The organism is Nitrospirota bacterium (assembly GCA_016235245.1).
GTDB lineage: Bacteria > Nitrospirota > Thermodesulfovibrionia > Thermodesulfovibrionales > UBA6898 > UBA6898.
Window position 1 is genome coordinate 1 of sequence record JACRLO010000015.1, and the last position, 15,047, is coordinate 15,047.

At 51.0% G+C, this 15,047-nt stretch carries 13 protein-coding genes; 3 read left to right on the plus strand and 10 right to left on the minus strand.

The genetic code is table 11. From position 1 onward, the window contains the following. Window positions 1-540 (plus strand): hypothetical protein (locus HZB31_07615; protein ID MBI5847799.1); only part of this gene is annotated, 540 nt, incomplete at its 5' end. Here the strand turns inward: HZB31_07615 and HZB31_07620 are convergent. The 3 genes from HZB31_07620 to clpS are packed head-to-tail and all read right to left on the minus strand — an operon-like array spanning window position 537 to window position 3,849. Next, window positions 537-1,229, minus strand: coding sequence for a leucyl/phenylalanyl-tRNA--protein transferase (locus tag HZB31_07620; protein ID MBI5847800.1), 693 nt, complete (start codon window positions 1,227-1,229; stop codon window positions 537-539). The two genes, HZB31_07615 and HZB31_07620, sit on opposite strands and share 4 nt — an antisense overlap. A 59-nt stretch (window positions 1,230-1,288) precedes the next feature. Next, window positions 1,289-3,538 carry an ATP-dependent Clp protease ATP-binding subunit ClpA gene (gene clpA / locus HZB31_07625; protein ID MBI5847801.1) on the minus strand — a complete coding sequence of 750 codons (2,250 nt, stop codon included), beginning with the start codon at window positions 3,536-3,538 and terminating at the stop codon, window positions 1,289-1,291. After that, window positions 3,535-3,849, minus strand: a complete 315-nt coding sequence (clpS, locus tag HZB31_07630) for an ATP-dependent Clp protease adapter ClpS (protein ID MBI5847802.1) — start codon at window positions 3,847-3,849, stop codon at window positions 3,535-3,537. Before clpS ends, clpA begins: the two co-directional genes overlap by 4 nt. A 232-nt stretch (window positions 3,850-4,081) precedes the next feature. Between clpS and HZB31_07635 the strand changes: the two genes are divergently transcribed. Further along, window positions 4,082-5,848: a VCBS repeat-containing protein gene (locus HZB31_07635; GenBank protein ID MBI5847803.1), complete on the plus strand. Its 1,767-nt coding sequence runs from the start codon at window positions 4,082-4,084 to the stop codon at window positions 5,846-5,848. Window positions 5,849-5,970: 122 nt separating this feature from the next. Then, window positions 5,971-8,424, plus strand: a complete 2,454-nt coding sequence (locus HZB31_07640) for a copper-translocating P-type ATPase (GenBank protein MBI5847804.1) — start codon at window positions 5,971-5,973, stop codon at window positions 8,422-8,424. Between the two features lie 3 nt (window positions 8,425-8,427). Here HZB31_07640 and HZB31_07645 read toward each other — a convergent pair whose 3' ends face one another. From HZB31_07645 to HZB31_07675, 7 genes are all read right to left on the minus strand, one after another. Next, the gene (locus HZB31_07645; GenBank protein MBI5847805.1) at window positions 8,428-9,183 is read right to left on the minus strand and encodes an ABC transporter permease; all 756 of its coding nucleotides are present in this window, start codon (window positions 9,181-9,183) and stop codon (window positions 8,428-8,430) included. Further along, window positions 9,180-9,920, minus strand: a complete 741-nt coding sequence (locus HZB31_07650) for an ABC transporter ATP-binding protein (protein MBI5847806.1) — start codon at window positions 9,918-9,920, stop codon at window positions 9,180-9,182. Before HZB31_07650 ends, HZB31_07645 begins: the two co-directional genes overlap by 4 nt. Window positions 9,921-9,931: 11 nt before the next feature. Then, window positions 9,932-10,612: a YdcF family protein gene (locus tag HZB31_07655; protein MBI5847807.1), complete on the minus strand. Its 681-nt coding sequence runs from the start codon at window positions 10,610-10,612 to the stop codon at window positions 9,932-9,934. Window positions 10,613-10,619: 7 nt separating this feature from the next. After that, window positions 10,620-11,453 (minus strand): dTDP-4-dehydrorhamnose reductase, encoded by an 834-nt coding sequence (rfbD, locus tag HZB31_07660; protein ID MBI5847808.1) that lies wholly within the window; start codon window positions 11,451-11,453, stop codon window positions 10,620-10,622. Beyond that, the gene (gene rfbB, locus HZB31_07665; protein ID MBI5847809.1) at window positions 11,450-12,475 is read right to left on the minus strand and encodes a dTDP-glucose 4,6-dehydratase; all 1,026 of its coding nucleotides are present in this window, start codon (window positions 12,473-12,475) and stop codon (window positions 11,450-11,452) included. The genes rfbD and rfbB overlap by 4 nt, the downstream gene beginning before the upstream one ends. Further along, a complete protein-coding gene (locus HZB31_07670; GenBank protein MBI5847810.1) occupies window positions 12,475-12,915 on the minus strand; it encodes a dTDP-4-dehydrorhamnose 3,5-epimerase family protein in 441 nt (146 codons plus the stop codon). Before HZB31_07670 ends, rfbB begins: the two co-directional genes overlap by 1 nt. A gap of 113 nt (window positions 12,916-13,028) precedes the next feature. Further along, the gene (locus tag HZB31_07675) at window positions 13,029-14,654 is read right to left on the minus strand and encodes a CZB domain-containing protein (protein ID MBI5847811.1); all 1,626 of its coding nucleotides are present in this window, start codon (window positions 14,652-14,654) and stop codon (window positions 13,029-13,031) included. Window positions 14,655-15,047 lie beyond the last annotated feature (393 nt).

A 15,047-nucleotide genomic window follows, 5' to 3' on the forward strand; every position in this document is an offset into this window, starting at 1 on the left:
GAAGGTATCCATACCGTGGATAAGGGGCTGACGCTGGTGACTGACGTCAATGACGCTCTCAAGGATATCGTGGAGAGTTCAAAGGCGTCAACAGAAATGGCGCGGGCGATTCAGCGCGGAACTGAGGAAGAGGCACTTGCGATCAAGCAGATTACGGATGCGGTCGAAAGAATGACTGAGCAGACGGAAACCATCTCCCGGGCGATTCAGGAACAGACCAAGGGAAGCAGGTTTATCATTGAAGCCACGGATCGGGTGAAGGAACTTTCGCAGCAGGTGAAGAATGCTACGAGTGACCAGAAGGACCGGAGCAGGCAGATAGCCGGTGTTATCGAAAACGTCACAACTCAGGCATTTCATATCGCTGAGGCGATCAGCAAGCAGAAGGACAACAGTGCCGAAATGGTCAAGTCGATGGATAAGATCAAGAATACCACCGGCAAGCTGACCGGGTCTGCCAATGATATGAACGCTGTGGTGAGCGCGCTTAAGGAAGATGCCTACAACCTCCTGCTTGAACTGAAGAAGTTCAAGGTTTAAACGGCAGGATCTTGTTTCCCTTTTCTCGGTGAGGGCGGCGGCGAAAGAGTTTTTTTCAGCGCCATGAGAAACTCTTTGCGCGTAATCTCTCTTGCGCCCAGGCTTACGAGGTGTTCCGTTTTCACCTGACAGTCGATTAATCCGAACCCCTTCTGTTTCAACTGCTCAACAAACGTTACAAAGGCGACTTTTGACGCATTGCTTATCTTCGAGAACATCGACTCGCCGAAGAATATCCTGCCCATAATAATTCCATAGAGCCCGCCTGCAAGTTCTCCGTCGTGCCATGCCTCAACAGAATGGGCGTGCCCTGAATGATGGAGCATGATGTAAGCATCCATCATTTCATCGGTGATCCATGTCCCTGACTGGCCTTTGCGGCAGCTTTCAGCACAGCATCGGATGACCTGCTCAAAGGCGGTGTTCATAGTGACGGAGAATATGCCTTTCTTAATACACTGCCGCAGGCTGCGTGAGATCTTCAGTTCCTGGGGGAAGAGTACAAGGCGGGGGTCTGGCGACCACCAGAGGATGGGAGAATCTTCAGAATACCAGGGGAATATTCCCATGGAGTATGCCTTGAGCAGGCGCTCCCTGCTGAGGTCGCCACCGACGGCAAGCAGCCCGTCTTCCTCCGCATGTTCGGGAGAAGGAAAGGATATGGTGTCAGTCAGTAGAGCGATTGACACGGCAGATAATGAGGTGCAGATGCATATCAGTATTTCACGGCAAAATGCATTGACGCGACTCAGGATTTATAATCAAAGGTCAACGCGTCATCATGGACGCCGATCGCAACGGTCCCGCCTTTTCTGAGTCTGCCGAAGAGCACCTCATCCGAAAGGACATCCTTGATCTTTTCCTGGATAAGTCTTCCAAGCGGTCTGGCGCCATGAGCAGGATCGTGTCCCTTTGCAGCAAGCCAAGTTTGAGCTTCATCAGAGAGAAGTATGTGTATCTTCTTTTTCTTCATTGAACCTTTCAGCTCGGCCATGAACTTGTCGACGACCTTTTTCATAATCTCCAGAGTCAGCGACTTAAAGGTCAGTGTCGCGTCCAGTCGATTTCTGAATTCCGGGCTGAACAGGTTCGTAATGGCGTCCTTACCCTTCATTTCCCTGTCCTGCGACCTGTCACCAAAGCCGATCACCTGCCTGTCCATATCCTTCGCTCCTGCATTGGAGGTCATGATAAGAATGATATTCCGGAAGTCGGCTTTTTTGCCGCTGTTGTCAGTCAGTGTTGCATAGTCCATGATCTGAAGGAGGATATTGAAAATGTCAGGATGCGCTTTCTCGATCTCATCAAGCAGAAGAACGGCGTAAGGGTGCTTCCTGATCTCATCCGTAAGCAGTCCTCCCTGGTCAAAGCCAACATATCCCGGAGGCGCTCCGATCAGACGGGAGACGGCATGTTTTTCCATATATTCTGACATGTCGAAGCGTATGAACTTGATGCCCATGACCGCAGCCATCTGTTTTGAGACTTCTGTTTTACCGACTCCGGTGGGACCGAGAAAAAGGAATGATCCGACGGGCCTGCCGGGATTGCCCATGCCTGCACGGATCCTCTTGATGGAAGAAACCAGCAAGGCGATCGCCTGATCCTGGCCGAAGACTACCTTTTTCAGATCTTTATCAAGGGTCATGAGCTTCTTGATATCTGACTGAGAGACCGTCTGGGGAGGTATTTTTGCTATGTTAGCAACGATCTTTTCAACCTCTGCTGTGCCGATTGCATGGGTGCCGGCTTTCCCTGCAAGTCTTGAGAGCGCTCCTGCTTCGTCGATCACATCGATCGCCTTGTCAGGGAGATATTTGTCGTTGATAAATTTGGCAGAAAGTTCTGCCGCTGCCCTGAGCGCGCTTTGGCAGTAGCGTACATGGTGAAACTCCTCATAATAGGATTTCAGCCCTCCGAGGATGCTGATGGTCTCTTCCACAGACGGCTCCTGAATCTCCAACTTCTGAAAGCGGCGAGAGAGGGCTCGGTCTTTTTCAAAATAGTTCCTGTATTCTTCATAGGTACTGGCGCCGACGCAGCGCAGCCTGCCGGAATTGAGCACAGGCTTAAGGATGTTCGATGCGTCCATTGATCCGCCGCTTGTCGCTCCGGCGCCAACGATGGTATGGATTTCGTCAATAAAAAGGATTGCCTCGGGAATGCGCTCGAGCGCCTTGATCGTGGCCTTGAGCCTCGCTTCGAAATCACCGCGGTATTTTGTTCCTGCGATAAGTGAACCCATATCGAGAGAATAGATGCTGCTTTTTTTCATCGCCTCAGGGACCATGCCCGACTGGATTTTCAGGGCCAGCCCTTCGACAACCGCTGTTTTGCCAACGCCCGGTTCGCCCACAAGAATGACATTGTTCTTGCGCCTTCTGCAGAGGATCTGGACCATCCTTTCCAGTTCGGTTTTTCTGCCGACAAGCGGATCGATCTCACCGCTGTGAGCCTTCTCGACAAGGTTGACCGTATAGATGCCAAGAGGATCTTCAGAGGGCCGTTCCTTATGCCGCTCCTGGTCCCGATCTTCCTGCTCATGAGGCAGCGGCCCTTCTTTACGTATTTTTGCCATGCCGTGAGAAATATATTCCAGGACATCGAGACGCTGAATGCCTTCCTGATGAAGGATATGGACGGCATGCGAATCCTCTTCGAAAAAGATCGCCGAAAGAATATCTCCGGCGTCTGCCTCCTCTCTGCCGGCAGATTGCACATGCGTCAGCGCTGTCTGGATTACGCGCTGGAAGCCTATCGTCGGCCTGGGGTAGGGATTGCCTTTCGGAGCCGGCTTCCTGAACTCCTCCATGAAATATTCAGCAAGCGCCTTTTTGATGCTTGAAATGTTTCCGCCGCAGTTCTTTAGAACGTTTGCGCCGAGGTCGTCATGAAGGATCGCATACAGGATATGTTCCACCGTCAGATATTCATGGCGCTGGGACCGGGCGTCCTTGATGGTCGCCTCCATGATAAGTTCGAATTCCTTGTTGATCATTCCTTCTCCATTACGCATTTTAGCGGGAACTCATGCTCCCGCGCAATTTTGTGTACGGTGTCCAGCTTTGTTTCCGCGATTTCCCTCGTGTAGATACCTGCAAGTCCCCTGCCGCTTTTGTGAACATGAAGCATGATCCTTGTGGCCTCAACCACCGGCATATGAAATATGGTTTCAAGGACATGAATAACAAAATCCATGGTCGTATAGTCGTCGTTAAGGAGGAATACGGCATACAGCGGGGGCTTTTTAGACTGCAGGTCAGCATCTTCCTGTGCGTCTTTTTCTCTTTGCGGATTGTGGATTGCCATCTGCCGGTATTTTATCACAGGACGAGCGTGTGATTCCCTGGAAATTGCCATTGACATGACAGGATATGTGCCATAAGGCAGACGTGCATTGCCAGGGATGCCTGCAGTGAAAACAGAAATGCAAAAGGCAGAAAGGAACTGACGCATTCATTTCGAAGCAATTTAAAGGTAATTTGTTATAATATTCATAACTCTACGCTTGCCGACCGGTGGCAGGGGGTTATCATTTACGATGAAGAAGATCGCATCACTTGTCATTATTCTTATGCTTTTTGCTTCCTGTATGCCTCATACGGAAGTGAAAGGGCTCCCTCAGGAAACAAGGATTATTCCGATACCCCCTCCAGAAATAAAGCCCCAATCTATGCCTGTACCGAAGCGATATAAAACCGGTCTTGCCTGCGAGGAGAATACCTCTGTTGTGTTTAACCGCAGCGGCATCGAGATCCTGCCCTTTGTGAGACTTTCTTTTTTTGATATGGACAACGACGGCAGACAGGAATTAATTGCGGGTGCCAAGGACGGTTCACTAAGGCTATATAGGAGAGAGCGGTCCGGTCCCGATCAGAAGTGGGTCCTTGTCAGCGGCTATTTTGATGGGATTAAAGTAGGCGCCTTCTCTTCCCCTGCGGTTGCGGACATAGACCTTGATGGAAAACCTGAGGTCGTGGTTGGTACTGGCGGTTTTTCTTCTGAATCAGGCAGGGTCATGATATTTAAGAATGCGGGAACATCTGATAAGCCGATATGGCAGAGAGTCGATATGCCGCTCATTGATGTGGGCGATGACGCAACGCCGGCTTTGATAGACGTAAATGGTGACCGGAAGCCCGACCTGATCGTTGGCAACTCCACAGGCGCCCTCATGTATTACCGCAATACCTCGATCCAGACAGCGGTATCTTTTACCCGGGAGCCTGACTTTTTCAGAGGTGTCAACGTCGGCATGTACGGTATGCCTGCGACGACGATGAGCAATGGGAGGATTATCATTATTGCCGGTAACAGTATGGGTAAGCTTTACCTGCTCGAAAAAAAGAATGGGACTTCGTCATGGCAGAAGTCGGGCTTGAAGATGGAGTTCAGTAATTTTGCTGCCCCTGCGTTTATGCAGGACAGTGACGATCCTGTGCCAAACCTTGTTGTGTCGGACGGAAACGGCCAGATACATTACTACAGGAACGCAAAGGCTGATTACCGGCACTGGGAGGAACTCAGCACCTTTTTTGCCGGTCGGCTCATGCCGGGCCCGGCCTGCTCACCGACGATGGCCGAGCTTGGCAGCAAATCCTGCATGGTTACGGGCAATATCAACGGCGAAATGAAACTCTTTGAGTTCCAGCCCCATGCAGAAGTTCTGCCTTGGGCGGAGAAGCCGAACTTCTTCAAGTCAATCAAGCTCTCGGGCTATGCGCGGGGCACGGTGGTCTCCTGGCGCGGACGGTATCTGCTTATAACAGGTCAGCAGGATGGATATGTTCGCGCATTTCTTAATACGGGATCCGAGGAAAATCCGGCATGGAACGAGCAGAAGAATTTTTTCAGGGGAGTGCCGAAAACCTTTCATGCCTCGCCAACGGTGTTTGATCTTGATGGCGATGGCATGTGGGAGCTGGTTGTGGGGGATGTTGACGGCAATGTGACAGCGTACCGCATGGACACGGCGGAGTCTGACAAGCCTCACTGGACAAAGATCGAAGACGTTTTTTCTGAGGTCAAGACCGGTCGTTATGCCTCGCCGTCATTGGTGCGCGATGATGATCGGATCTTTCTCCTTGTTGGGCAACAGGATGGCGGCATACGTTTCTATTCAGCAAAAAGCGCAGGCAGAGGAATGCCGGTCTTTTCGCGTGAAGATTTTTTGAGCGGCCTGATGGTTAACAGCCACAGCGCCCCGTCAGTCTTCATGAATAAAGGCGTTATGGAGCTGTCTGTCGGCGACTACAACGGAAACCTTCGCCATTTCGCCTGCCGAAAGGATAGCGTCGAAGTGCAGTGAAACAGGGGATCTTCAGGTCTTTCTCTGGTTGCTGAAGCCTAACAGAGTTTTTCTTCCATCATCCTTTTGCTTCATATTTTGTTCACAACGCCGATGGTATAATAAAAAAAGGGAATCAAGGAATGACTGAGTCTACATTGAAAAAAATAGACCTGCCGGTCACCGGCATGTCCTGCGCCTCGTGTGCCAGCCATATAGAAACTGCATTGGCTGAGCTGAGCGGCGTAGAGAGCTCATTGGTGAACTTTGCCGCGGAAACGGCAACCGTTGTTTATGACCCGTTAAGGCTCAAGCTGACTGATCTTACCAAAACGGTGATTGATCAGGGTTATGGTATTTCTGTTTCCCGCATCACCTTGCCGATAAGAGGCATGACCTGTGCTGCCTGCGTGTCAGCGGTCGAAAATGTGCTCAGGGAGCTCGACGGCGTAATCTCTGCTTCTGTGAATTTTGCGATCGAAAAGGCGACAATCGAATATATTCCGTCACGTGTCAACATCAGGGACTTTAAAAAGGTTATCAAGGAGGCTGGATACGAGGTCGTTGAGGCCGAGCAGGGCGAAGACATTGTTGAGAAAGAGCAGAAGGAGCGGGAGAAGGCATACAAAGAGTTGAAGACAAAGGTGATCACCGGCGCAGTCCTCGCTGTCCCTCTTATGGTATTGATGCAGTGGAATCATATCGTCGGCCATGCTCTTCATATGCCGATGCAGCTCAATCACATGATACAGCTTCTTCTGGCAACCCCTGTGCAGTTCTGGATCGGACGGCAATTCTATGCAGGCGCCATTGCCGCTGCCCGGCACCGTACAACGAATATGAATACGCTGATCGCCATCGGCACTTCTTCCGCATATTTGTACAGTATTGTCGCCACCTTCTTGCCTGATCTCTTTGCCATCAAGGGATACACTGCCGAGGTTTATTTTGATACCTCTGCAACGATCATCGTTCTTATCCTCCTTGGCAGGCTCTTTGAGGCCCGTGCGAAAGGCCAGACTTCAGAGGCGATCAAGAAACTGATCGGCCTTCAGGCAAAGACCGCGCTGGTTATAAAAGACGGCAAGGAGATGCATGTCCCGATAGAGGATGTTGAGATAGGTGATATTATCATTGTGCGTCCCGGAGAAAAGATACCGGTTGATGGTCTGATCAGGGCGGGATATTCATCGGTCGACGAGTCTATGGTTACCGGCGAGTCGATCCCTGTTGAAAAAAATGCAGGGGACCTTGTTATCGGCGGTACAATCAACAAGACGGGCACTTTCAGGTTTGAGGCCGTAAAGGTGAGCAAGGAGACCATGCTCTCCCATATTATCGAGATGGTCCAGTCAGCACAGGGATCCAAGCCGCCTATTGCGCGCCTGGCTGACGTTATAGCCTCCTATTTCGTTCCGGCGGTAATAGGCATCGCAACGCTGACCTTTGCGGTCTGGTATTTTTTCGGGCCGAGCCCAGCATTTACCTATGCTGTGCTGAACTTTATCGCAGTACTGATTATTGCCTGTCCCTGCTCCCTTGGCCTTGCAACACCGACATCCATTATGGTCGGCACAGGCAAGGGCGCAGAAAATGGCATTTTGATCAGAAGCGGCGAGGCCCTCGAAAAAGCCCACAAGATAACGGCGATTGTATTTGATAAAACCGGAACGCTCACCAAAGGACGGCCTGAGGTGACGGATATGATTGCGAGAGGCATGGACGAAAAAGACCTGCTATTTTATGCAGCATCAGCTGAGAAGGGCTCTGAGCATCCGCTTGGCGAGTCGATCATTAAGAAGGCACAGGATACGGGCCTGACGATTGCAGACCCTGAGCAGTTTCAGGCCATCCCCGGTCATGGCATCAAGGCAAATATTCAGGGAAGGGCGGTGCTTCTTGGAAATCAGAAGTTTATGCAGGATGAGGGTGTTGATCTCACATCTTTGATAGCTGAATCCGACATGCTCTCTTTACAGGGAAAGACCCCGATGTTTATAGGGCTGGATAAGGTTGCCGCAGGAATCATTGCGGTTGCGGACACGCTCAGGGCGGAGTCTGTGGCTGCAGTCAAACAGCTCCAGGCTCTCGGGATTGAGGTAGTGATGATAACCGGCGACAATAAGCGCACCGGCGAAGCAATAGGCAGGCAGGCAGGTATAGACAGGGTGCTGGCAGAGGTGCTTCCCCAGGACAAGGCGGCTGAGGTGAAGAAACTCCAGACAGAGGGCAAAATTGTTGCGATGGTCGGAGACGGCATCAACGATGCTCCTGCACTTGCCCAGGCAGACGTTGGCATTGCGATCGGCACAGGCACAGACGTTGCGATGGAGGCTTCTGATATTACGCTCATAGCGGGCAACATCAGGGGAGTGGTCACGGCAATAGCTCTTTCAAAGGCAACCATGAGGAACATCAAGCAGAACCTTTTCTGGGCCTTTGCGTACAATGTTATTCTCATCCCTGTTGCAGCAGGCGTGCTCTTTCCCTTCTTCGGCATACTCCTGAACCCGATGCTTGCTGCAGGGGCCATGGGCTTTTCATCGGTCACGGTTGTGACGAATGCACTTAGATTGAGACGGTTTAGGCCTGCGTAGGCGTTACTTCACAATCCTCTTCTTCATCATCCTGAATGGGTAGGGCGCGAGAGCAAGGGCAACAATTGCGAGCCAAAGAACATCCCATCCGATAGCAGCGACATGTCCTTGTGCCAGTGACCTGCAGATGTTCACCAGATGATAAAGCGGGATGAAGAAGGCGATCTTCGAAACAAGCGGGGGAAGGGTGTCTAAAGGGAAGAATATGCCGGAGAAGAGGAACATGGGCGTCATGAACAGGGTAAAGAAGTAGTTGAAGGAGTCGATGCCTGGCACGACCGAGACAAAGATCAGCGATATCTCGGCAAAAATGAGCCCGCTTATGAAAAGAATCGGAAGCACCATAACAATTGCAGCGGAATCGACCAGCCCCAACGCAGATATCACGATCATGATGATCGTGCCGTACAGAACGCTTTTTGCCGCCCCCCACATAAGTTCTCCTGCAACAAGATCGTAGATATTGACCGGCGTTGCAAGGATTGCGTCAAAGGTCTTCTGAAAGGTCATACGAACAAACGTGCCATACGAGCATTCATACACTGCTGCGAACATGGCCGATGAGGCGATCATGCCCGGTGCAATGAAGTTGATATACGGCACACCATGGATCTCTTTTACATAGGCCCCAAGCCCTAACCCCATCGCCCAGAGGTAGAGGATGGGCTCTGCGAAGTTCAGCGCGAGACTCGACTTGTATAGCTTGGTAAATACGGTGAAGTTTCTCTGCCAGACCCGGAAGGCCCGTCTGAGATTCATATGATCACCTCTCTGAGGTTCTTGCCGGTAAGGTTCAGGTAAACATCTTCTAGATTGCCGCCATATTTTTGTATGAGATCTGCCGGTCTCCCGGTTTCAATGATTCTGCCGTTATCCATGATAGCAACCCTGTCGCAGACCTGTTGCGCTTCTTCCATATAGTGGGTCGTAAGTATGGTCGTCTTGCCCTCTGCTTTGAGATGGGCAAGATTGTTCCATACAGCATGCCTGCTGTGCGGATCAAGGCCTACGGTCGGCTCGTCCATGATAAGCAGGTCAGGATTGTTCAGCAGTGCCCTGGCCAGCAGAAGTCTCCGCTTCATGCCTCCTGAAAGGCTTTTGATGTTCACGGCAGCCTTTTCCCTGAGTTCGACGAAATCGAGCAGTTCCCATGCGCGAGGCGCAGAAGTCTTCTTTGGGATGTCAAAATATCTGGCATAGACAATAAGGTTTTGGAACACGGACAGGTCAGGGTCAAGGTTGTCGTCCTGGGGCATAACACCGATGCGGGATTTGATGACGCTCGGCTGTTTCGTAACATCAATGCCGAAGACCGTCACTCTGCCGGATGTGGGAGGCATGAAGCAGTAGATGATACTCATGGCCGTTGTCTTGCCTGCGCCATTGGGGCCTAAAAAACCGAAGCACTCCCCCTGCATGATCTCGAAACTGATGTTGTCAACAGCGCAGAGATTGCCGTAGTGTTTGACCAACTGTTCAGCGTTAACAAGAACCATACGTTTGGTATCTATGCCTTTTCCTGGAGCCCGAAGAGCCAGAGCCAGACGTATTTGGAGAACTCGTTCAGCACTGCTGCCCTGTCGCGTCTTCTCTTCCACCAGTCGTTTACGTTGAACCAGCTTTCATCTGCAGGCGCACTGATGATTTTGAATTCACTGCCCAAAACGTTATTAAAAATAAGCGCTGCCCTTCTGCTGTGGTAAGGGGAGGTAACAAGGATAATGGACTTAAAGCCGTTCTTTTTGAGGATCTCCTTTGTGTAAAGCGCATCCTCTTCAGTGGATCTTGATTTGTCCTCAAGGAGTATTTTTTTGCCGGGGATGCCAAGAGATTCGGCCTGCTCCTTCATAAGCGATGCCCAGGTATATTTCCATACCAACGGGCCGCCGGCCATGATGATCCTGTCTTTTCGGGCCCATTCATCCTTGAAGAGCTTTATCCCGTAGAGGACGCGCTCTTCCTGCTCACCGGCAAGCACAACGATCACATCAGCCGGTTTCATTTCGTCTTTCCTGATAAGCATCTCCGCTGCTTTCGTGAAAACAAATCCGTGGGTGAGGAAGATAATTCCGGCAACGAACGCAATGAGAAAAAAGAGTTTCAATAACCGTATCATCTTGACCGCCTGAAAGAAAAGGACCCGGGGTCTTGTTCCTCCTTCATCAAGCCGGGCTGTTGGACAGACCATATCAACATCAGCGAGTCTCTTTTATGTAATGCTTCAGCGCCTCAGACCAGTGGCGAGGAGCAGAAATGCCCTCTAATCGCAGCATGGTATTGTTCAGTGGAGATCGGGTCGGCCGCCTGGCAGGTCTTTTATACTCCTCGGAGGTGACAGGCATGATCGGTTTGTCAATACTGATAAGATCAGCGATCGTTATCGCAAACTCATGCCAGCTGCAGATACCTGAATTGGTAACATGATAGATGCCATAGCCCTTTCCGACGAGCTGTCTGATTGTGGCCGCAAGATCTTCCGTGAAGGTCGGGCTCCCAAACTGATCGTTTACGACCTGAAGAGAGTCTTTTTCAGCAAGGAGCCTTATTATCGTGTCTACAAAGTTCTTGCCATGAGGGCCATAGAGCCAGGAGGTACGGACAATATAATATCTGTTGGTAAGGGATGTGATGAACTGTTCTGCCATGAGCTTGGATCGCCCGTAGTGGCTCAGGGGGTTTGTCCTGTCCCACTCGTCGTATGCAGAGCTTTTTGTCCCGTCAAAGACGTAGTCAGAACTGATATGGATGATCGGGCAGTGGATCTCCTCGCAGGCAATAGCCATGTTGCGAGCACCGATGCCGTTGACAAGATAAGCCTTCTCAGGGTCCGACTCGCAGGCATCTACATCAGTGAATGCGGCTGCATGAATCAGGACGTCGGGCCTTGTCTCCCGTACAGCCTTAACGGCACCGTCAAGTTTTGTGATATCAAGGCCCGTGCGGGAAAAAGGAACAAGATGTATTTCGGTGAAAACCTTCTGTACTGCGTGACCGAGCATGCCGTCAGCACCGGTAAGCGCTACCTTCATCCGCTGAACCTTTCACCATACTGGGACGCATAGTATGAGAGATATTCACCCGAGATGATACGGCGCCACCACGCTTCGTTGGCAAGATACCAGTCAACGGTTTCCGAGAGTCCCTGGTCGAAGCTCGTTTCATGTTTCCATCCGAGGGAAGTCTCTATTTTTGTCGGATCAATTGCGTATCTTCTGTCATGTCCGGGGCGGTCTTTTACATACGTGATGAGACTCAAGAGAGCTTCTTGGTCCGCTCCCGTTTTTTCGGCGATCAGTGCAAGCAGGCTCTTAATGATCTGAATATTCTGCAGCTCGTTCCTGCCCCCGATATTATAGATATCGCCTGCCTTTGCTCTGTGGAAAACGAGATCGATTGCCCTGCAATGATCAGTTACATGGATCCAGTCCCTGACATTCCGCCCATCGCCATATACCGGGATGCCTTTGCCCTGCAGCGCGCTTGAGATGACAAGAGGTATAAGTTTTTCAGGGAACTGGTAGGGACCGTAATTATTCGAGCAGCGCGTTATGATCAAATCCATGCCGAACGTCTCATGATATGCCCGCACCAGCAGGTCTGACGACGCCTTGCTTGCAGCATAGGGACTGTTCGGCATGATCGGGGATTCTTCGGTAAAAAGCCCATTTTCGATCGAGCCATAGACCTCGTCTGTCGAAACATGGAGCATCCGGCAGTTGCGTTTCTTTGCAGCCTCAAGCAGACTCTGCGTGCCTAGTACGTTTGTGCGAAGAAACGGGGAGGAATCGAGGATAGACCTGTCTACATGGCTCTCAGCGGCAAAGTGTATGATGGCATCGAATTCGAGGCTGTCGATAAAAAGATTGTCGCAGATATCAGCCTTGAAAAAGGTATAGTTTGGGAGATCCTTGATGTCGGTAAGATTTTCGAGATTGCCCGCATAGGTCAGTTTGTCCAGGTTGGTGATCGTATGCTCGGGGTGCGTTGCAAGCATGTAGCGGATGAAGTTCGAGCCGATGAATCCGGCGCCGCCGGTGACCAGTATCTGCATTACTCAACCCTGAAAGGAGCGTCAGGATCACCCTCATATCTGATCTCGTCAACAGGCTGCATTTTGCCCTTGCCCTTGTAGAGCTTGTCCGGGAGGTTGAGTACAAGTCCCTCGCCATCTCCGATATTCTTATATGCGTGCACAACGTTTGGCGGCACAATTGCAATATGCGGTTTCCCCTCCGTCTCAAAGGTAATCTGCTTCTGATAGGTAGGAGAGTCCCTGCGATTATCCCACAGGTAAAGCCTGAAATTGCCGAAGAAACAGAAGTAATCCGACTGATCCCTGTGTTCATGCGGACCGCGGGAGACGCCAGGTTTTGTCATGGAGATATACGACATAACAGGCCTGAAGTCGAGCTCATCATCGCGGTATATCTCTACAAGCCATCCGCGATCAGCGTGAAACTGATTCAATTCTTTAATGATAACGCCTTCCATGGTGCGCTATTATAGCATTAATCCGTGCATGAGTTCGCCGAAATCAGGCGCCTGCTCCGGCTATGCCGGCAACAGCCGCTCGTAGATAAGTGAACTCTTGTTTTTGGTCTTTTCTAGGCGCTGGCCTGCTCAGGACGGCCTTTAGAGGTGAACCTGAAATGTTCGACCGTACCTTTCAGGACCTCTGCCAACCTTGCCAGGTCAGTGGATGCCCTGGCTATCTGTTCAGTTCCTGAGGACATCTGCTGCGAGCCGACTGCAATTGACTGGATATCGCCGTTGACCTGTTCGGTCGTTGTAGACATCTCATCTGCGGCGGTCGCTATATGCTGAACCATGCCCTGAAGCTCTTCTACGCTGCTGACAATCCTTGCCAGTGCTGTTCCTGCCTGAGATGTGTATTGAACCCCCCGTCCTGCCTTTTCGGTGGCATTGTTCATGGCCGACACGGCATCCCGGATTTCACCCTGGATGGCCAGGATCATGCCGCTGATTTCTCCCGTTGCAGCTGCAGTGCGTTCAGCCAGTTTTCTTACCTCATCAGCCACAACAGAAAAGCCTCGTCCATGTTCACCGGCACGGGCCGCTTCTATGGCAGCATTCAGGGCAAGCAGGTTTGTCTGATCGGCTATGTCGCTAATCACCGTGACGATTTCTCCTATCTGGCTCGAGCGCCCGCCAAGAGACTCCATGAGACGCGATGATTCTTCGACCGTTGCCGCGATGCTCTTCACCTCTTCCACCGACCTGTTGACAATGCCTTGTCCGTCCCTGGCAAGTGAATTGGCCTCCGTTGCAGAAGATGCAATATTCGTTGCGTTCCTGGCGATATCTCCTACTGTCTGCGACATCTCGTCAGATGCCGTGGCGATCTGTTGTGTCCGGCAGGCCTGGTCAGCTATGCCGCGGCTGATCTGGTCGGATGTGGTGCTTAATTCTTCACTTCCTGAAGCCACGCTGATTGCGGAAGACTTTACTTCCGCAACGATCTTCTTGAGACTGTCGAGCATATTTTTCATGGCCAGTAAAATACCGCTTTCCGTGCCGGTAGATGACAACTCCATCGTCAGATCGCCTTCGGAGATTCGTCTGGCTATACCGGCGATCTGGGCAGGATCACCGCCGAGTTTGCTCAGGAGGTATTTCATAAGTAGGATGGATCCGGCAAGAGATGCTCCCAATATGACGGCATATAGTGCCAGTGAAATATAGCGCATCTGTTTCTGTCTGGAGATCATTGCTTCAGCCTTCGCATCGACCATTTTTTTGACCTCTCCGCGGAAATCGCTGAGGGCAGTCTGTGTCTCCGTCAAAAGAGGAGCCGTTTCCTCCTCGTAGATCTTTTTTGCAATATCCTGTCTTCCGTTCTTTACTGCCCCGATAATCTTTGCTGCGGTAGCATGGAAGCGCTCATGGGGACTTTCTATTTTTTTGTACGACTGCTCAAGCCCCCTGGGTGGAATGAAGGCGAAATACCACTTGCCCAGATTGCACTGCCGGTGATCGAGCTTGCCCTGGAAATCCTTTCCGAAGAGGATCGTGCCAACCGCAAGGCCCTCTGCCCATTTATAGTGATCAATGATTCTTGGTGCAATGCTGCCCTGGATCTCGCGAAGCGCATTGGATTCGCTAATCTCCCTCATTGTCTCCTTGATCGAGATCTGTGCAAATGTTCCCAGCCCAAGCAAAATTACTGCAAGTGATCCTACGGCGATCTGCAACGTTGTTCTGAGTTTCATGACAGTTATCCCTCCTGGTGTCTATGTCAGACAGTGCGTGGTTCACTTTTCGGAGAGGGCAAGGGCATGAGAGTCCAGGCAGTCCATATGCGGATGGATAAATGCCTGCTGAGCATTGAACAGGAATAGGATGCCTGGATTGATACAAGAAAAAAAGCACACTCATCGGTGTCCCCTCCGTTTGAGAACCGCAGTGTCTGATAATTGGCCCAACGCAAAGGCCAGTCCCCTCAATCCCCTGCCACCCGTGGTCTTGAAATGCAAGCCACATGTGCACAATCAAAACTTAGCGCAAAGCGAAGGACTTGTCAATAACTATCTGAGATTTTGAATGAATCTGGCGGGGATACCGTAGTCAATGGTAAATGAGGCAAGTTCTCAAAAAATAAAAAA

What these genes read in the sequence shown, in the direction of transcription:
- HZB31_07675 (MBI5847811.1), bottom strand. Translation starts at nt 14,654, where the DNA reads ATGAAACTCAGAACAACGTTGCAGATCGCCGTAGGATCACTTGCAGTA.
- HZB31_07650 (MBI5847806.1), bottom strand. Translation starts at nt 9,920, where the DNA reads ATGGTTCTTGTTAACGCTGAACAGTTGGTCAAACACTACGGCAATCTC.
- clpA (MBI5847801.1), bottom strand. Translation starts at nt 3,538, where the DNA reads ATGATCAACAAGGAATTCGAACTTATCATGGAGGCGACCATCAAGGAC.
- clpS (MBI5847802.1), bottom strand. Translation starts at nt 3,849, where the DNA reads ATGGCAATCCACAATCCGCAAAGAGAAAAAGACGCACAGGAAGATGCT.
- HZB31_07655 (MBI5847807.1), bottom strand. Translation starts at nt 10,612, where the DNA reads ATGGTCTGTCCAACAGCCCGGCTTGATGAAGGAGGAACAAGACCCCGG.
- HZB31_07640 (MBI5847804.1), top strand. Translation starts at nt 5,971, where the DNA reads ATGACTGAGTCTACATTGAAAAAAATAGACCTGCCGGTCACCGGCATG.
- rfbD (MBI5847808.1), bottom strand. Translation starts at nt 11,453, where the DNA reads ATGAAGGTAGCGCTTACCGGTGCTGACGGCATGCTCGGTCACGCAGTA.
- HZB31_07670 (MBI5847810.1), bottom strand. Translation starts at nt 12,915, where the DNA reads ATGGAAGGCGTTATCATTAAAGAATTGAATCAGTTTCACGCTGATCGC.
- HZB31_07635 (MBI5847803.1), top strand. Translation starts at nt 4,082, where the DNA reads ATGAAGAAGATCGCATCACTTGTCATTATTCTTATGCTTTTTGCTTCC.
- HZB31_07645 (MBI5847805.1), bottom strand. Translation starts at nt 9,183, where the DNA reads ATGAATCTCAGACGGGCCTTCCGGGTCTGGCAGAGAAACTTCACCGTA.
- rfbB (MBI5847809.1), bottom strand. Translation starts at nt 12,475, where the DNA reads ATGCAGATACTGGTCACCGGCGGCGCCGGATTCATCGGCTCGAACTTC.